At 71.5% G+C, this 18186-nt stretch carries 16 protein-coding genes; 11 read left to right on the top strand and 5 right to left on the bottom strand.

Annotation, left to right across the window (positions count from 1 at the left end):
• Nucleotides 1-169: 169 nt before the first annotated feature.
• The 3 genes from gcvH to gcvPB all read left to right on the top strand — a co-directional run bounded on the left by gcvH (nucleotide 170) and on the right by gcvPB (nucleotide 3464).
• Nucleotides 170-553, top strand: coding sequence for a glycine cleavage system protein GcvH (gene gcvH / locus JIN95_RS14210; protein ID WP_095637289.1), 384 nt, complete (start codon nucleotides 170-172; stop codon nucleotides 551-553).
• Nucleotides 554-704: 151 nt separating this feature from the next.
• Nucleotides 705-2033: an aminomethyl-transferring glycine dehydrogenase subunit GcvPA gene (gene gcvPA, locus JIN95_RS14215; protein WP_200531888.1), complete on the top strand. Its 1329-nt coding sequence runs from the start codon at nucleotides 705-707 to the stop codon at nucleotides 2031-2033.
• On the top strand, nucleotides 2034-3464 hold the full coding sequence (gcvPB, locus tag JIN95_RS14220; protein ID WP_200531889.1) for an aminomethyl-transferring glycine dehydrogenase subunit GcvPB: 1431 nt from the start codon (nucleotides 2034-2036) through the stop codon (nucleotides 3462-3464). It begins immediately after the preceding gene.
• A gap of 58 nt (nucleotides 3465-3522) precedes the next feature.
• Here gcvPB and JIN95_RS14225 read toward each other — a convergent pair whose 3' ends face one another.
• Together JIN95_RS14225 and JIN95_RS14230 are read right to left on the bottom strand one after the other, a co-directional pair.
• The gene (locus JIN95_RS14225; protein WP_095637286.1) at nucleotides 3523-4248 is read right to left on the bottom strand and encodes a helix-turn-helix domain-containing protein; all 726 of its coding nucleotides are present in this window, start codon (nucleotides 4246-4248) and stop codon (nucleotides 3523-3525) included.
• Between the two features lie 160 nt (nucleotides 4249-4408).
• Nucleotides 4409-4885 (bottom strand): cupin domain-containing protein, encoded by a 477-nt coding sequence (locus JIN95_RS14230; protein WP_200531890.1) that lies wholly within the window; start codon nucleotides 4883-4885, stop codon nucleotides 4409-4411.
• A gap of 200 nt (nucleotides 4886-5085) precedes the next feature.
• Between JIN95_RS14230 and JIN95_RS14235 the strand changes: the two genes are divergently transcribed.
• From JIN95_RS14235 to JIN95_RS14250, 4 genes are all read left to right on the top strand, one after another.
• Nucleotides 5086-6006, top strand: a complete 921-nt coding sequence (locus tag JIN95_RS14235) for a decarboxylating 6-phosphogluconate dehydrogenase (RefSeq protein WP_200531891.1) — start codon at nucleotides 5086-5088, stop codon at nucleotides 6004-6006.
• Between the two features lie 157 nt (nucleotides 6007-6163).
• Entirely contained in the window at nucleotides 6164-6508 is a 345-nt protein-coding gene (locus tag JIN95_RS14240; protein ID WP_200531892.1) for a DUF5802 family protein, read from the top strand.
• 407 nt (nucleotides 6509-6915) lie between these two features.
• A complete protein-coding gene (locus JIN95_RS14245) occupies nucleotides 6916-7854 on the top strand; it encodes a Vms1/Ankzf1 family peptidyl-tRNA hydrolase (protein ID WP_200531893.1) in 939 nt (312 codons plus the stop codon).
• Between the two features lie 245 nt (nucleotides 7855-8099).
• Nucleotides 8100-10217 (top strand): hypothetical protein, encoded by a 2118-nt coding sequence (locus JIN95_RS14250; RefSeq protein WP_200531894.1) that lies wholly within the window; start codon nucleotides 8100-8102, stop codon nucleotides 10215-10217.
• A 703-nt stretch (nucleotides 10218-10920) separates the two neighbouring features.
• Here JIN95_RS14250 and JIN95_RS14255 read toward each other — a convergent pair.
• Nucleotides 10921-12267 (bottom strand): dihydroorotase, encoded by a 1347-nt coding sequence (locus tag JIN95_RS14255; RefSeq protein ID WP_200531895.1) that lies wholly within the window; start codon nucleotides 12265-12267, stop codon nucleotides 10921-10923.
• 212 nt (nucleotides 12268-12479) lie between these two features.
• Here JIN95_RS14255 and JIN95_RS14260 point away from each other — a divergent pair, with 212 nt between their 5' ends.
• From JIN95_RS14260 to serS, 4 genes are all read left to right on the top strand, one after another.
• Entirely contained in the window at nucleotides 12480-13844 is a 1365-nt protein-coding gene (locus tag JIN95_RS14260; protein ID WP_234699214.1) for a PQQ-binding-like beta-propeller repeat protein, read from the top strand.
• Between the two features lie 115 nt (nucleotides 13845-13959).
• Nucleotides 13960-14487 carry a hypothetical protein gene (locus JIN95_RS14265; protein ID WP_200531896.1) on the top strand — a complete coding sequence of 176 codons (528 nt, stop codon included), beginning with the start codon at nucleotides 13960-13962 and terminating at the stop codon, nucleotides 14485-14487.
• 88 nt (nucleotides 14488-14575) lie between these two features.
• Complete coding sequence (locus JIN95_RS14270) at nucleotides 14576-14815, top strand: hypothetical protein (protein ID WP_200531897.1); 240 nt, start codon at nucleotides 14576-14578, stop codon at nucleotides 14813-14815.
• Between the two features lie 73 nt (nucleotides 14816-14888).
• Nucleotides 14889-16259 (top strand): serine--tRNA ligase, encoded by a 1371-nt coding sequence (gene serS / locus JIN95_RS14275; protein WP_200531898.1) that lies wholly within the window; start codon nucleotides 14889-14891, stop codon nucleotides 16257-16259.
• Between the two features lie 36 nt (nucleotides 16260-16295).
• On the opposite strand, the gene JIN95_RS14280 is transcribed toward serS, so the two are convergent.
• Together JIN95_RS14280 and endA are read right to left on the bottom strand one after the other, a co-directional pair.
• Complete coding sequence (locus tag JIN95_RS14280) at nucleotides 16296-16898, bottom strand: hypothetical protein (protein WP_200531899.1); 603 nt, start codon at nucleotides 16896-16898, stop codon at nucleotides 16296-16298.
• Nucleotides 16899-16953: 55 nt separating this feature from the next.
• Entirely contained in the window at nucleotides 16954-18183 is a 1230-nt protein-coding gene (gene endA / locus JIN95_RS14285; RefSeq protein ID WP_200531900.1) for a tRNA-intron lyase, read from the bottom strand.
• Nucleotides 18184-18186 lie beyond the last annotated feature (3 nt).

The raw sequence follows: 18186 nt of genomic DNA on the forward strand, positions 1-18186 counted from the left end.
CGCCGCGAACACACCTTTTATTTCCTCGTCGTCAGAAGGGTGACGCACACGTGTCGCGGCCCGCGTTCCGACCCCGAATTCCGACCGTAGCCGGTCGACGGGGCGGATCCCGTCCTGGCGGCGCGCTCGCGCGCCGGGGGCGGAGGCGGACCGCGGCGACCCCTGACCAATGAGCTTCGACGTACCCGACGACAGGCGGTACCTGGAATCGCACGAGTGGGCGACGACCGGCGGCGACACCGTTCGGATCGGCGTCTCGGACTTCGCGCAGGACGAGCTCGGCGACGTGGTGTTCGTCGAGCTGCCCGACGTCGGCGACGAGATCGCCGCCGGCGAGGCGTTCGGCGTCGTCGAATCGATCAAGGCCGTCTCGGACCTGTACGCGCCGGTCTCCGGCGAGGTCGTCGCGGTCAACGAGGAGCTGTTCGACCGCCCGGAGCTCGTCAACGAGGACCCGTACGGCGACGGGTGGATGCTCGAGGTCGCCCCCGCCGAGGGCGGCGACGCCGAGGGACTGCTCGACCCGGACGAGTACGACGACCAGATCGCGTAGCCGCCGGACCGCCCGACGCAGCCGGAATCGCCGGGGAGACAACCACCGGACACACGACCATGACAACGCCACGCTTCGACCCCACGCCACCCTTGGACCGACGACCCGTGAACGGACGAGCGAACGACTGCGGACGGGACGGAACCGACCGATGAGCGGGACCGGCGGCACGCCCTACGCGCCCCACACCGACAGCGAGACGGCGGAGATGCTCTCGGCGATCGGCGTCGACGACGAGGAGGCGCTGTTCGACATCCCCGAACCGGTCGCCTTCGACGGCGAGTTCGGGATCGACCCGCGCTCGGAGCGGGAGATCCGCGCGGAGTGTTCGCGGATCTTCGCGCGCAACGACGACCTGACCGAGTTCCTCGGGCGGGGCCACTACGGGCACTACGTGCCGAGCGTCGTCGACCACCTCGCGGACCGCGCGGAGTTCCTCACGAGCTACACCCAGTACCAGCCGGAGATCTCACAGGGGTTCCTCCAGGCGCTGTTCGAGTACCAGTCGATGCTCGTGGAGCTGACGGGGCTCCCGGTCGCGAACTGCTCGATGTACGACGCCGCGACCGCGCTCGGCGAGGCGGCGACGCTGGCCGACCGCGTCCGGTCGACCTCGGGCGACACGGTCCTCGTCCCCGAGCACCTCCGCGAGGGGAAACGGGCCGTGCTGGAGAACTACTGCGCGGGCGCCGACCTGACCGTCGAGTCGTACCCGATGGCCGACGGGAACGCCGACGTCGACGCGCTCGCCGACCGCGCGGGCGACGACGTGGTCATGGTGTACGCCGAGAACCCGACCGTCCGCGGCTGCATCGAGGAGCGGCTCGCAGCGATCGGCGACGTCGCGGCCGACGCCGACGCGCTGTTCACGCTGGGGTCCGACCTGGTGTCGCTGGCGGTGCTCGAAGAGCCCGCGGGCGTCGGCGCCGACGTGGTCGTCGGCGAGGCGGGCGCGCTCGGCCTCCCCACGGCCTACGGGATGGGGCTCGGCATCTTCGCCTGCAGTGACGACTTCCTCCGGCAGGTGCCGGGGCGGCTCGTGGGCGCCGGCGAGGACGCCGCGGGCGACCGCGCGTTCACGCTCACGCTCCAGACGCGCGAACAGCACATCCGGAAGGAGCGGGCGACCTCAAACATCTGCACGAACCAGGCGTGGGTGGCGCTCCGCGCGGCGATCCACGCCGCGACGCTCGGCCCCGACGGGCTCGTCGACCTCGCGAACGACTGCGTCCGCGAGGCCGCCGCGCTCGCCGACCGTATCGACGACCTGAAGGGGGCGGCCGCGCCGGTCCACGACCGCCACCACGTCCGGGAGTTCGCCGTGCGCGTCGACCAGCCCGCGGCGGCGATCGTCGAGGACTTGGAGGCGGAAGGGTTCGCGGTCCACGCGATCGGCGAACACCTGCTGCAGGTGTGCGTGACCGATCTGAACGCAGGGCGGACCGACGGGCTCGTCGCCGCCTTCGAGGAGGTGATCTGAGTGATCCACGACCAGGCCGACTACGCCCGCGAGGCTGAGGACGTCCACGAGCCGCTGCTCTCCGAGAAGGACGAGACGACCGTCGACGTGCGCGAGGAGTCCCCGCTTCCCGACGACCTGACGCGCGACGAGCTCACCCTCCCCGCGCCCTCGGAGCCGGAGATCGCCCGCCACTACACGCGCCTCTCGCAGATGAACTGGGCGATCGACTCGGGGCCGTACCCGCTCGGGAGCTGCACGATGAAGTACAACCCGAAGTTCACCGAGGACGTGGCCGCCGACCCGAACGCGGCGATCCACCCGGACCGCTCGGCGCGGTCCGCGCAGGGGAACCTCGAACTGCAGTACCGGCTCCAGGAGTTCCTCGGCGAGATCGGGGGGATGGACGCGGTCACGCTCCAGCCGCCGGCGGGCGCCGCCGGCGAGTTCACCGGCATCGCGGTCGCCAAGGCGTACCACGAGCACCACGGGAACGACCGGTCCGAGGTCGTGATCCCCGCCTCCGCGCACGGGACCAACTTCGCGACCGCGGCGATGGCGGGCTACGACGTGGTCGAACTCCCGTCCGGCGAGGACGGGCGGGTCGACGTCGAGGCGCTGGAGGCGGCGGTCGGCGACGACACCGCCGCCCTGATGTTAACGAACCCGAACACGGTCGGGCTCTTCGAGCGTGACATCACCGAGATCGCCGACATCGTCCACGACGCGGGCGGGCTCCTCTACTACGACGGCGCGAACCTCAACGCCCTGCTCGGCCGCGGCCGCCCCGGCGACATGGGGTTCGACGTGATGCACTACAACGTCCACAAGACGTTCGCGACCCCGCACGGCGGCGGCGGACCGGGCGCCGGACCGGTCGGCGTCGTCGACGAGCTCGCCGAGTTCCTCCCCGCTCCGCGGGTCCGCGAGCGGGAGGGCGGGAACGGCTACGAGACCTTCGAGCCCGACGAGACGATCGGGAAGGTCCACGGCTTCGGAGGCAACTGGCTCGTCCTCGTCAAGACGTACGCCTACATCGCTCGGCTCGGCGACGAGGGGCTCTCGGACGCGGCCGCGAAGGCGGTGCTCAACGCGAACTACCTCGCGGAGCGGCTCGAGCTCGACGTGCCGTACGGCCCCTTCCACCACGAGTTCGCGGCGACCGCGGGCGACCGCGACGCGGCCGACGTGGCAAAGCGCATGCTTGACTTCGGCGTCCACCCGCCGACGACGAAGTGGCCGGAGATGGTGCCCGAAGCGATGCTGACCGAGCCGACCGAGATCGAGGGGCGGTCGTCGCTCGACGACCTCGCGGAGGCGTTCAACCTCGCGTACGCCGACTCGGACGAGGCGCTCGACGCGGCCCCGAACCGCACCGCCGCGGGCCGGATCGACCAGGTCGCCGCCGCGCGGAACCCGCGGCTCTCGTGGCAGGCGCTGGACGGGGAGTAGCGCTTTCGCTCCCGAACGACGGTTCAAAAACGCGCGCAGATTCGGTGACCGAGCGCCGTTACGATTCCGAGGCGGCGATCCCGGCGGACTCCGCCGGGTCGCCCTCGTGCTTCGGATCGGATCTCTCGCCGATCGGATTCCCACTGGTATCCCTCGCGCCGAACTCGCCGTCCACGAACCGGCGCAACACCCGCCCCTCGGCGCGGTGGAGAGTCTCGCTGCATGTCGACTTCGCGAGGTCGCACGACTCGGCGAGCTCCGTGAGCGTGCACTCCCGCGGCGTGTCGTAGTAGCCGGCGGCGACGGCGTCGAGGACGAGGCCGCGCTGGGTGTCGGTGAGGACGGGCTCCCCGTCGGCGTCGCTCGCCTCGATTCCCACGGTGACGCCCTCGCCGGTGAGCCGGCGGCTGAAGGCGGTGAGACGGGAGCGGTCGCCGACGAGATCGACGATCGAGCGTCCCTCCGTCACCGAGACCGGCTCCTCGATCGGGAGCCCGACTTCCCGAGCGGCCGCGACGTGCGGCGGCGGGGCGGGCGCGACGACGCGGAGCCGGGTCGCCGGCCCGGTCCGGTCGACGACGTCGACCCGGTTCACGCGGTCGTGCTCGCGAAGCGACTCCACAGTCGCCGCGCGGTCGGTTCCGCCGACGCCGAGCGCGGTCACCTCGCCCTCCGCGGCGGCGACCGTCTCGGTCGCGCGGAGCGTCGCGTCGGGGTGGGCCCGGGAGACGTCGCCGAGCCACGAGCCGCTCGGGAAGTCGAGCCGCAGCGTCAGTCGGGTCATGGATGTAGATAGCACCCGTCGGCCCCTCTCCGTACCTCTTCATGCGTTTCGAGTTATAAGGCGGGCGTTCGCGCGGCCGGCGCGGGAGGCGCGGCAGGCACGGGAGGCGCAGGAGGCGCGGGAGGCGGGCGACGACGGCTCGTGAGCCCCCTACCGACGGCTACATCTCCCAGTAGTCGACATCGTCGTCCATCTCGTAGTATCCCGACAGCGAGCGTTCTTCGCGGCCGCCGGGCGGGGAACCGACGTACACGCCGAACGTCTCCGAGTCGGGATAGACCGTCACGTCCGGCTCCGTCATCGTCGACAGTGCGAGATATCGGACCGGTTCGTCGCCCTCGTTGACGACGCGGTGAGCGCCCGACTCGCCCGCCGGGAACGCGACGTAATCGCCGGCCTCGATCCGGAACCGTTTCCCGTCGTGTCGAAGCGTGGCGCTTCCGGACAACACGTAGATCGCCTCCTCGTTGGCAGTGTGGTAGTGGTAGGGCCACGACTTCGCGCCGGGCGGGAGCTCGTAGAGGCTACACCCGATCCGGTCGCCGTCGGCGGCCGCCGCGAGCTGCTTCCGGCGGAACCGCGTCTCCCCGCGGTCGGTGTCGGTCCAGTCGAGGTCGTCTTCGCTAACGCGTGTCATGGGGCGTGATCGCGGAGCGCCGCGAAAACGGTTCCGGGGATCGGACCGCGGGGTGCGGGGGTGCGGGGCGCGGGGCCGCCGGGCCGCCGGGCCGCCGGGCCGCCGGGCCGCCGGGCCGCCGGGCCGCCGGGCCGCGGGGCGCACCTTTCAGCGGCTCCCGAACCGGAACCACTACGGCGGCCGGTCGCCACCCCTCGCGCATGGAACTCGGCGTTATCGGACTCGGGCGGATGGGGCAGATCGTGGTGAATCGCTCGCTCGACGCGGGCCACGACGTGGTCGCGTTCGACCTCTCGGCGGAGGCGACCGCGGAGGCGGCGGAGGCGGGCGCGACCGCCGCGGACTCGGTCGCGGACCTCTGCGACCGGCTGGACGGGGCGGGCGAGGGGGACGGCAAGCGGATCTGGCTCATGGTCCCCGCGGGCGACGCGGTCGACGCCACCCTCGCGGACTTAGAGCCGCACCTCGGCGCCGACGACGTGGTCGTCGACGGCGGGAACTCGCAGTTCCAGGCGTCGGTGCGGCGCGCCGAGGAGACGGACGCCGCGTACCTCGACTGCGGCACGTCGGGCGGCCCCGCCAGCGCCGAGGCGGGCTTCTCGTTGATGGTCGGCGGCCCGGAGTGGGCCTACGAGGCATTGGTGCCCGTCTTCGACGCGGTGGCGACCGGCCCGGACGGCCACGACCGCATGGGCGAGTCGGGGTCGGGCCACTACGTGAAGATGGTCCACAACGGCGTCGAGTACGCGCTGATGCAGGCGTACGGCGAGGGGTTCGAACTGCTCGCCGACGGCCGCTACGACCTCGACATGGAGTCGGTGGCGCGCACGTGGAACAACGGCGCCGTGATCCGGTCGTGGCTCCTCGAGCTCTGCGAGGAGGCGTTCCGCGAGGAGGGGTCCGACCTGGGCGACGTGGCGGACCACGTCGCCGGCGGATCCACGGGAACGTGGACGGTGCAGGAGGCGCTCGAACAGGAGGTTCCCGTCCCCATCATCTATCAGGCGCTCGCCGAGCGGTTCGACTCCCGGAACGAGGGACGCTTCTCGCGGCGGCTCGCGAACCGCCTGCGGTACGGATTCGGGCGCCACGAGGTCGCGCGGCGGTCAGACGAGGAGTAAGGCCGGTCAGACGAGGTCGCGCGGCGGTCAGACGAGGTCGCGCGGCGGTCAGACGAGGAGTAAGGCCGGGAGAGGCGCGGATCACCCCCGATTATCACGGTCGATCACGGGCGAGAAACACTTATGTCTGGGCGTGCCAGAGGTTACCACGCACAGTATGTTCGAGCGATTCTCGAGCGGTTACTACCTGGGGGAACTGTACGTGGAACCCCACGACGGCGAGCGCGCCGTCATCCAGCGGGCGGACCACGAGCACGTCAACGAGCAGCTGTACGCGGACGGCGAGGGGGTCGAGCGGCTCGACGCCCCCCTCGTGATGAAGGTCGGCGGCGGCCACATCCCGGTCGGCGGCGACGACGACGTCCCGAGCGGCACGCTCGCGATCCCGCAAGAGATCGCCGACGAGACGCTCCCCGACCGGCGGAACGTGTTGCTGGCGGACGCCGACCGCGCCGAGACCCTGCTGCGGTGGGAGGGCTGGGAGCCGCACGTGAACGCGTAGTACTACGAGGTCGCTCCCGTTTCCAGTGTTTCCGTCGTCGTTATCGGTTGTTTATAAGTGTTCGACCGTGGATCAACGGCGAACTCCTCCAAAGCCCCAGCCTTGCGGGCGGCGTACGCTCGCTGCGCTCCTCGTCACTCGCTTCGCTCGTTCCTGCGGTGCTTGCGTCACCTACGCCGCCCGCAAGGCTGCCCCTTTGAGTCCCGCCCCGTACAGCACGGCACCGCACCACACACCTCCCCAGCCTCGTCGGCGGCTCCCGTTGGTCGCCGCCGACTCCCTCGCGCGTGCTCCTCGGCCGCGAGGCGGCCTCGGAGGCACGCGCCACCGCTGGTTTTTATAAGCGAATTTCGTTAGGAAGTCCCCATAGACGCACCTTTTAGGTCGTCGGGGGTCGCCGTTCGGGTATGATCGACAGGCTGCTCGGGCGCGCCGAGCTGAAAGAGCGGATCGAGGAGCTGGAAGAGGAGAAGCGCCACCTCGAACGCCGCGCCGAGGCCGAGGAGGAGCGTCGGTCGGACGCGGTCGCCGACCGCCAGCGCGCCGAGGAGCGCGTCAACGAACTCGAACACCGGATCGAGTCGCTGGAGGAGCGCCTGAACCGGACCGAAAGCGAGGAGGAGTCGGTCGAGTTCCGCCGCGTCAGCGACCTCCGAGGTCCCCGAGTGGCCGACGCGCTCGGACGCTTTCGCGCGATCGAAAGCGACGACCCCGAGGGGCTCCTCACCGCCTTCGTCCCGGACGAGGACGCGGTGCCGACGAGCGTCGCGGAGTGGTTCGGCGACCGGACCCGACTCGTCCGCCGGGCCGCGCCCGCGGTGGTCGTCGCCGACGACACCGGCGCGGTGAGCGCGGCGCTTTCCCCTCCGATCGAGCCGGAGCCGTTCGACCGGTGGGACGACGCGTTCCGGCTCGAGGACGCGTGGTTCCGCCCGACGGGTCGGTTCGCCTTCGCGCTCGTCCGGTCGGACACCTTCGCGCTCGGCGTCTACGAGGGCGACGAGCGGGTCGACTTCGAGGGGTTCACCTCCGAGGTGAAGGAGGCCCACTCGAAGGGGGGCTTCTCGCAGGGCCGGTTCGAGCGCCGGCGCGAGGGCCAGATCGACGACCACCTGAAGAAGGCGACCGCGGCGCTGGCGGACCTCGGAGAGCGGGACGCGGACGGGGACGACTCCCCCGCCGACCCGCCGATCGACCGGACGATCGTCGTCGGCGAGCGCAGCGTGCTCGGCGAAATGCGGGAGTACGCCGACGTCACCGACCGCTCCGACGCGACCGGAAAGCCGCGGGAGGCGCTCGACGACGCCTTCCGCGACTTCTGGACGACGCGGATCCGCGCGATCTGAGGTCCGGGATCGCTCGGGAGGCGGTTCCGCACGGGAGGCGGTTACACACGGGTGGCAATGACCCCTCAAGCACCGCATAACTAAACCCCCGCCCCCACACGGCTCCCACGGAGGGACCTGTCACACGCTCCCTCCCCCTTACTCTCCCGCCCGACCGGACCGGTCGGATCCGGTCCGCCCGACGACCGCGTCGTGTCAACGCGCCCACGAACAGCCCTATGGTCGGCGGGTGCGGTACGGTACCCATGAGTCGGTCCGCGTCGTCCGCCGGCGTTCGAACCGCCGCCGTCGCGTGTGCCGTCGCCGCGCTCCTGATCGCCTCGCTGGCAGTGGTCGGGGGCGCTCCCGGCGCGACGGAAGCCGCGAACCCCGCGGTCGAGTCGTTCTCGGACCGGTCTCCGGGCGGTTCGGAGGCGGTGGCACAGACCGACGACGGCGACGTGATCCGGCTGCGAAGCGAGCTCGCCCAGACCGACGAGCGCGGGACGGTCGGCGTCACGACGCGGGCGGAGATCCCCGACCGCGTCACCGAGCTCGAAGTGACCCTGCTCAGCGTCGCCGACGGCGGCGCGGTCGAGGCCGACGGGTTCGAGCCGGCCGACGACGACGGGAGCGAGGGCTCCGTCTGGGAGTGGGACGGCGAGACCGCGGACCCCTCGCTCACCTACGCGACCGAAGCGAACGACACGGTCGAGGGGGAGGGGCCCCTCGCGGTCGACGGCACCTACCGCTTCGTCGACGCCGGCGAGTGGGCGCTCGTCCGGACGCCCCGCGTCGGCGCGGCGTGGTCGTACACCGGCGAGTACGAGGGACAGGTCCGGCTCGACCGGGAGACGGTCGTCGCGGGCGAGGGCGTCGCCTCCCGGTCGATGGCGTTCCTGGGGCCGCACGAGGAGCACGTCCGCGAGGCCGCGGGCCAGCGGTACCGGCTGATCGTCCCCGACGCGGCGGAGCTGGTCGCGACGCCCGACGAGGTGTTCGGCGTCTTCGCGGACGCGTCGACCGCGCTGCAGGTCGGCGCCCGCGACGCGGAGGTGGTCGCGATCGCCGCGCCCACGGGCGAGGTATCGTGGGCGGTCCGCGGGCTCCAGACCGGCGAGGCGGACCTGTGGGTCCGCGACGAGGAGCCCGCGGGCACGGCCGCGGACGTCTGGACCCACGAGTACGTCCACACCCGACAGGCGTATCGCACGGAGTCGAGCGGGCGGTGGATCACGGAGGCGAGCGCGACCCACTACGCCGCGCTGTTCGCGCTCCAGCGCGGCGCCGCCGACTTCGACGAGTTCGAGGCCACGTTGGCGCGCGGCGAGCGCGAGCCCGACGCCTCGTCAGTCCTCGCCGACCCGAACACGTGGGAGGGGAACGCCGACTACACGAAGGGTGCGCTCGTCGCCGGCGAGATCGACCGCCGGCTCCGCGCCGAGACCGACGGCGCCGCGTCGCTGGCGACGGTCCTCCGCGAGCTGAACGAGGCCGACGGACCGATCACCAACGAGGATATCCTCGACGCAGTCGAGGCGGCGGCCGCCGAGGGCGCGGACGACGCGACCGCGACCGAGGTCCGCGCCGACGCGGAGCGCCTGACGACCACGGAGACGACAGCGGAGACGTGGGACCGGGACGCCCACGCGGCGGCGTTCGGCGAGACGCCCGCGCAGGTCGGCTACGCGCTCGCGGACGACGGCGTGCGGGCGACCGGCGAGTACCGGAACCGGACCGTCGCCCGCGACCCCGTCGAGCTGGTCGGCGGCGAGTCGCTGGCGCTCTCCGTCGTCGCGTCCAACACGGGCGGCGCGGCCGGGAGCTACGACCTGACGCTGTCGGTTGACGGCGAGCCGGTCGCGAACCGGTCGGGGTCGCTCGACGGCGGGGAGGAGACGGTCGAGCGCTTCGAACACCGCTTCGACGAGCCGGGCGAGCACGAGGTCCGGATCGGGAGCGAGCGCCTGACCGTGGCCGTCTCCGAGCCCGCCCGCCCGAGCGTCCGCGGGGTCTCGGTCGACAGCAGCCGGGTCGACGCCGGCGAGTCCGTCGTCGCGACCGCGACCGTCGGCAACGACGCGACCGTCCCCGCCGGCGGCGAGATCGAGTTCCGGGTCGGCGGCGAGACGGTCGCCACCGTCCCGGTGCGGCTGGACGCCGGGGAAGAGGCGACGATCGAGCAAGAAATCACAGTTAGCGGAGCCGGAGAGGTGACGGTGAGCGCCGTCGGCCCGACCGACGAGGCGTCGACGACGGTGGCGGTCGAGGGCGACGGGCCGGTCCCGGTGGACGGGGCGCCCGGGTTCGGGCCGGCGGTCGCGCTCCTCTCGGTGGTTCTCGCCAGCGGAGCGCTGGCGCGCCGCGGCCGACGGGGAGCGTAGCGGGGCGAGGTGAGAGCACGTCGAGAGGCGTCGTTTCTATCGGCTTTATCGGGTTTGGCGGAATCCGCCCGAACCGGCTAACAGACCGAAGCCTGCGCCTCGATCGACGACGGGAGTGAGTCTCGCAAGATAGTGGCGAAATACGATATATAAACGATTGTGAGCGACGGCGAAAATCGTTTATAAAGAACGATGCGGTTGGCGCGTGCCTGCGAGGCCGCCCTGCGGCCGAGCAGCACGCGCGAGGGAGTCGGCCGGCGCTTATAAGCGCCGGCCGACGAGGTTGGGGAGGCGTGAGGCTGCGGTCTGCGGTTGCGGGGTGGGACTCAAAGGGGCAGCCGTGAGGACGAAGACGGGCGACGCAAGGACCACAAGAGCGAACGGAGTGAGCGACTGAGGACCGCAGCGAGCCCATCGAGTCCTCACGGCTGGGCTTTGCGGGTCTTCACCGTCGATCTCTAGGAGGCCGTTTATAAACGAGCAACTGGGGTTTTCAGACCCTCACCCTAGATCCGTCGATTACTTATAAACACCCGCCAGCAACATCCCAATCCGACTTATAAACGACCACCCCCACCATCGTGCGAGACTCACTCCCGCTATCGATCGAGAAGCACTCCCAGGCGACCGCCCGTTCAGAACCGAATAGTGCGTGTAATAGGGTTCCGACGGCGCCGATCCGCCGATCCCACGCCCGCCTCCGCTACGCCTCCCGCACGTTCCGGCCGACCGGCTCGCCGAACGACTCCGCGCCGGTGACCGGGTCGCGCTCGTAGACGACCTCGCCGCGGACGGTCGTCAGCTCCGGGAACACGCCGAGCAGCCCCTCGAAGGGGGTCCAGCCGGCCGCGCCGTGGAGCGCGCCGGCCTCGATCTCGCGGGGGTTCGTCAGGTCGACGACCACGAGGTCCGCGTCGGCGCCGGGCTCGATCCGGCCCTTCCCCTCGATCCCGAAGATCGACGCGGGGTTGGCGGCGACCACGTCGCGGACGCGCTCCAAGGAGAGGTTCCCCTTCCGGACTGACTCCAAGAGGAGCGGGTAGAGGGTCTCCACACCGGGCACGCCGCTCGGCGCGTCGGTGAGTCCCTGTCGCTTCTCCGCGACCGTGTGGGGCGCGTGGTCAGTGGCAACCACGTCGACGTCGCCGTCGCGGAGCCGCTCGAAGACGGCCGCACGGCGCTTTTCGGACCTCAGGGGCGGGTTCATGCGCCCGAAGGTCCCGAGCCGCCCCGCGTCCTCGCGCGAGAGGAAGAGGTGGTGCGGCGTCACCTCGCAGGTGGGTGGCGCGTCCCCGGTCGCGTCCGCCCGCGCCTCCGCGACCACGTCGATCCCCTCGGGCGTCGACGTGTGGGCGATGTGCACCTGCGCGTCGCTCTCAGCGCCGGCGTCGAGCGCGCGCTCGACCGCCGCGGCCTCCGCCTCGGCGGTCCGGTAGGCGGACCAGGCGTCGGCGGTCGCGGCGGTGCCGACCCCGCCGAGGTCGCCGTCGAGCGCGCCCTCGTCGAACAGGGTCTCGTCCTCGGCGTGGACCGTGACCGGCACGTCGCGGGCGGCCGCCTCGGCGAGCGCGTCCTCGAACAGGTCCAGTGCGATCCCCATGTCGCCGGTCGAGTCCGCGAGGAACACCTCGCCGAGCGCGAACAGGGGGCGCTCGAAGAGGCTCTCCGGGTCCCAGTCGCCGGTGACGCCGCCGTTGATCCCGTAGTCGACGAACGACGGCGCGGCGAGGGCGGCCTTCTCGTCGAAGGCGTCGCCGTCGACGGTCGGCGGCGAGGTGTTCGGCTGGTCGACGACGGTGGTGACCCCGCCCGCGGCCGCGCCCCGCGATCCGGAGGTCCACGTCTCCTTGTGGCTCGCGCCCGGCTCGCGGAAGTGGACGTGGACGTCGACGGCGCCGGGGAGGAGGTGGCGCCCCCGCGCGTCGACGACGCGCTCCCCCGCGTCGGCGTCGAGTCCCGCGTTCGTCGGTTCCACCGCGTCGACCGTCCCGCCCCGGACCCGAACGTCGCGGACCCGCCCGTCGGCCAGCTCCGCACCCGTGATGAGCATGGGTACGCGCTCGCGGCGCGCCGCTTAAACCGTGTGGTTCCGGCCGGGGATCGCCCTCGAGCCGGATCAGTCTCGACGCACCGGATCAGTCTCGACGCACCGGAGCGGTCGAACATCGTGCGGTCGGCGGACGCGGACGATCGTACCACCCGAGCGACGAGCGTCGACGACTCGCTCCGCAGGTATTTATCAATCGAGCGCCACGTCTGCGTATGGGAAATACCCCGCAGGGTAGCCCCCAGGCGAGTCGTCGCCGAGTCCTCCACGCGGTCAGTACGGTCGCCGCAGTCGGCGTGCTCGGTGCAGGTACCCCCGCCACGGTCGCCGCCGATCCCGGCGAACGACGGTGGACCTTCGAGACCGGCGGCGTGGTGTTCTCGTCGCCGACGGTGACTGGCGGGTCCGTCTTCGTGGGGGCTTGGGACGGCGTTCTCTACGCGATAAGCGCAGACACGGGCGAGCAGGAGTGGCGCTTCGAAACGGGGAATCAGGTGTGGTCGTCGCCGGCGGTCGCCGACGGCACCGTCTTCGCCGGAAGCGCCGACGGCAGCCTCTACGCGATCGACGCCGAGACGGGCGAGCGACGGTGGGCCCACGAGACCGACGAGCCGGTTCAGTCGTCGCCGACGGTCGCCGACGGGACCGTCTTCGTCGGGAACAACGACGGAAACCTCTACGCGATCGACAGCGAGACGGGCGAGCGACGGTGGGCCCACGAGACCGGCGACCTCGTGTTCTCCTCTCCGGCGGTCGCCGACGGGACCGTCTTCGTCGGAAGCAACGACGGAAACATCTACGCGGTGGACGCGGAGGAGGGCGAACCGGCGTGGACCTATGAGACCGGCGACGAGGTCCCGTCCTCGCCGACGGTGGCCGGAGACACCGTCTTCGTCGGGAGCCACGACGGCAGCCTCCACGCGGTGGGGGCAGAGACGGGCGAACCGGAGTGGACCTTCGAAACCGGCGGACGGGTCGACTCGTCGCCGACGGTCGCCGACGGCGTCGTCTTCGTCGGGAGCGACGACGGCGCCCTCTACGCGGTGGACGCGGAGTCCGGAGAGCGGCGGTGGGCCTATGCGACCGACGACGAGGTCGCGTCCTCGCCGACGGTGGCCGGCGGGACCGTCTTCGTCGGGAGCAACGACGGTAGCCTCCACGCGGTGGACGCGGAGACGGGCGAGCGAGGATGGGCCTTCGAGACCGCGGACCCGATTCAGTCGTCGCCGACGGTCGTCGACGGCACCGTCTTCGTCGGCGGATACGACTTCAACCTCTACGCGGTCGCCGCCGGCGTCGACGGGTCGAGCGCGGGTTCGCGGGGCGAGTCGGAGACCCTCGGGCACCACGGGAACTCGCGAGCGTCGCTCGGCGACGGCAGCGACGAGGGGAACGTCGCGGAGAGCAGCGACGCCGAGGGTGGCGAGGCCGCCGCCTCGGACGCGGACGGGAGCCCGGAGGCCACAAGCGAGAGCGTCCCCGGATTCGGGATCGGCGGGGCGGCGACCGGACTCGGCGGGGCGGCGTACCTCCTCAAGCGTCGGCTCGACGCCGGCGCCGAGGAAACGCGTACGGGGTGACGAGCTCACCACGGAGCCCGGCCTCGGACCGGCGACCGCCTTTGAGCGGCTCCGTTCCGCGCCGAGCGCCCGCGCCACCACAAGACGTTTGCCGGTTCCGGCGAGTCGGTCGCTCATGTCATGGGTCCCTCTCGCCCTCTCGTCGACTCCCTCTCCCCTCGCGGTCCCGGCGTTCGTCGGCACGATCGCCGCGTGGCTCTGGACGGTCGTCCTGTTCGCGCTCCCCGGCGTCGTCGCCGCGATCCTCTGGACCCCCTTCCTGATCGCGGCGCGGTTCCGGGCGCTGTTCCGCGCGCTCCCGCCCGCGGGTCGGCTCGTGTCCTCGTACGTCGGCGTCTCGCTCGCGCTCTCCGTCCCGTACCTCGTCGGCCTGGTCGCCACGGTCTGGCTCGTCGACTCGGCGGGGCCGGGGTGGAGCGAGGGGTTCCTCGACACCGCGCTGTTCGGCGGGGTCCTCGTCGGGCTCGTCGCTCCGGCGCTCGCCGTGCTCGGGCTCCCTCGGCTCGGCGTCGACTGGGACCCGACCGGGTACGGCCCGGGGACGTGGCTCCTCTTCGTGGCCGCCGGGCTGTGGTACGCGGTCGTCGCCGCGGTGCCGCTGGTCGCGCTCGCGATCGGCATGGCGCTGCCGGGCGGGTACTGACGGGAAGACGACCGACTCGACCGCCGCGGGCTCGGCCGCGCCGCTCGCCACCGTAACATTTGTTGAGCCGTGCGATGCACGACCCCACATGTTCCCCGCACCCTTCCGGCTGTTCTTCGTCGCCGTCCCCCTCCTCGTCGCCGCGGGCGCGCTGGCGATGGCCGCGTTCCCCCGACGGATGACGAGCTGGCAGACCCGCTCGCCCGACGGATCGACGCAGACGATCGAGCCGAGCGGGACGCGGATCCTCATGATGCGCGTGATGGGCGTCGTCGTCGCCGGCCTCGCGCTGCTCGCGCTGTTCGCGAGCTCCGCGATCCTCCCCTGAGATTGCGTTCCCCGTGCGAACCGCTACCGACGCTCCGATACGGTTTTGGGGCGGCCGGCGGAACCTCCGGTAAATGCTGTCTCGACAGTTCGTCCGGGAGAACCCCGAGGTCGTCCGCGAGGCGCTCGCCAACAAGGGCGTCGACGTGGACTTAGACCGGATACTCGACGTCGACGAGGAGTGGCGGGATCTGAAGAGCCGCGGCGACGACCTGCGCCACGAGCGCAACGAGGTCTCCTCGAAGATCGGCGACCTCAAACAGGCCGGCGACGAGGAGGCGGCCCAGGAGGCGATCGAGCGCTCGCAGGAGCTCAAAGCGGAGCTCCAGGATATCGAGGAGCGCGCCGACGAGCTGGAGGCCGAACTGGAGGCGTCGCTGCTCGAGCTCCCCCAGATCCCGCAGGAGTCGGTGCCGATCGGCGAAGACGAGTCGGAGAACGTCGAGCGGCGCCGCGAGGGGTTCGACGACCTCCGCGATCTCCCGACCGACGTGGAGCCGCACTACGACCTGGGCGAGGACCTTGAGATCCTCGACTTCGAGCGTGGCGCGAAGGTCGCCGGCGGCGGCTTCTACGTCGCGAAGGGCGACGGCGCCCGGCTGGAGCACGCGCTGATCCAGTTCATGCTCGACGTGCACCGAGAGCAGGGATACGAGGACGTGTTCCCGCCGATCCCGGTCAACTCCGCGTCGATGCGCGGCACCGGCCAGCTCCCGAAGTTCACCGAGGACGCCTACCGCGTCGAGGGGACCAATGAGGACGAGTACGACGACGACGACCTCTGGCTGCTCCCGACCGCGGAGGTGCCCGTCACGAACCTCCACCGCGACGAGATCCTGCTGGGCGAGGACCTCCCGCTCAAGTACCAGGCGTACACGCCGAACTTCCGGCAGGAGGCGGGCGAGCACGGCACCGAGACCCGCGGGATCGTCCGCGTCCACCAGTTCAACAAGGTGGAGATGGTGAACTTCGTCCGGCCCGAGGAGAGCGACGAGCGCTTCGAGGGGCTCGTCGACGAGGCCGAGGAGGTGCTGCGTCGCCTCGAGTTACCCTACCGCATCCTCGAGATGTGCACCGGCGACCTCGGGTTCACGCAGGCGAAGAAGTACGACATCGAGGTGTGGGCCCCCGCCGACGACATGGACGAGGGCCCCGAGCAGGGCGGCCGCTGGCTGGAGGTCTCCTCGGTCTCGAACTTCGAAGACTTCCAGGCGCGCAGAGCCGGCATCCGCTTCCGCGAGGAGCACCACGAGTCCGCCGAGTTCCTCCACACCCTGAACGGGTCGGGGCTCGCGGTCCCGCGGATCGTCGTCGCGATCCTGGAGTATTACCAGAACGACGACGGCACCGTCACCGTGCCGGAGGCGCTGCGCCCGTACATGGGCGGGACCGAACTGATCGAGGGCCACGACGCGGTCGGCGAGACGAAGCTCGGCGGCGAGTAGGCGGCGCCCCTCTCCAGCGGAGTGCCGCAAAATTCGCTACTTGTTCTCCAGCGCGTCGAGGACGCACGCGGCGGCGATCACCGCCTCCTTCGGCACGTCGCTCGCGTCGTCGACGGTGACGGTGTAGGTGTCTCGCAGCGAGAACTGCCCCTCGATGTCGCCGACGTGCCCGCCGTCGGCGTCGAAAATCTCGTACTTGTTCGGGAAGAGATTCGCGGCGCCGACGAGGTGCCGGAGCGCCGAGAGGAGCTTGTTCTTCGACCGGATGGTCGCCAGCGCCTCCCCCGTCTCGGGGTCGCGGACCGTCCAGTTCTCGACGAACAGCGAGTAGTCCTCGTCTAACACGACGACCTCCTCGCCGGTGCCCGCGTCGGTGATGGCGTAGTTGCCCGCGACGTCCATGATGCCGCCGGCCTTCACTGAGAACGCGTCCTCGCCGTCGCCGTCGACGAACGGGAACTCCTCTTTCAGCTTGAACATCTTCTGTTTCCCGCGCAGGACGACGTTCCCGGCGCCGTCGCGGACGGTGTACTTGTTCCGGATCGCCGACTGCTTCACCTCGTAGCGGTCGTCGCTGAGGTCGACCGTGGAGATGTCGTAGGCGCTCGGCTCGGGCTCGGACGCGGAGGGCAATGGCATAGACGCGGGGACGGCGAGGCGTCAAAAAAGGGTTCCGCTCATTCCGACGCGGAAGTCACGGCGTCAGCCGCCCGATCGAGAGCCACTCCACGTCGGCGTCGGGGACCGGGTCGTCCTCGGCGGGCTCCGCGACCTCGTCGCTTCGGCCGTCTCCGTCCACGGTCGTCAGCGCGAACACCATCTCCTTGCGCACGCCGCCCGCGAGCCGCACGTCGAGCGAGAGCTCGCGCGGCGAGAAGCGGTGGTCGCCCTCGACGACGCGCACGAGGTGTTCGGAGTGGGGGAGGTCCTCGACCGTCTCCACGTCGAGGTACGTCCGGAAGTCGGCGCCGAACTTGAAGCCGGTCTTCGGAACCGCGTTGGCCCCGCGGAGGCGCCTGTACACGGCGAGCCGGCGGTCGAAGCGCTCGCCCTCCACGTCGCGGCCGCGGGCGACGATCGCGGCCGCGGGGCCGTCCGCCTCCGGGGTTCCCGTGCCGGCCGCTTCGCCGCTCTTCCCGTCCGCCGCGTCCACCGACGCCGACAGCGACAGCACGCCGTCTGCCGCGAGCGACGCCGCCTCGACTAAGGAGAGCTGGACCGCGCCCTCGATCGCCGCGGCGCGGCCGGTGAGGGGCTGGCCGTAGAAGCCGGAGTCGTACAGTCCCTCGGGGGCGTCCCAGACGACGACGCGGTCGGCGAGGAGGACGCCCGTCAGGCGGTCCGGGGGCTCGTAGTCTGTCGCGCCCGCGATCGCCCCCTCGGTCGCCGCGAAATACGTGATGTCGGACTCCTCGTCGACGACCGCGAGGGTGCGCCCGGCGAGCCCCGCCGCCGACAGCGACTCGCGCTCGCCGACGACCTGCACGGGGTACTTCACGTTCCCCGTGTCGGGGGTCGAGCCGCGCTCGTAGGCGATGAAATCCACCGCGTCCGGGGCGTCGACGTCGCCGCCGGGCCACGGCTCGCGGGCCGGCGAGAGGTAGAAGCCGCGGTCGCGCAGGTCGGCGTACACGAGGTAGCGCACCGCGAAGCGGTCGGCCGCGGCCGCGCACTCGACGAAGAAGCGCTCGAAGCCGACTTCGCCTCCCCCGTCGCCGTTCCCGTCGCCGCCGCGGCTCCCGCCGTCGTCGAGCGCGATCCCCGAGAGGTCGCCGCGGAACAGCAGGTGGGCGGCCTCGACCCGCGAGAGGGCGATCTCGTTCCCCTCGAGCGGGCGGCCGTAGCCGCCGGAGTCGTGGAACCGCTGGCGGGCGTCGCCGCCGACGCGGACCGCGTCGCCGCGCAGGTGCCCTGTCGGTTGCATACC

It is taken from the genome of Halorubrum sp. LN27 (assembly GCF_016635065.1).
GTDB lineage: Archaea > Halobacteriota > Halobacteria > Halobacteriales > Haloferacaceae > Halorubrum > Halorubrum salipaludis.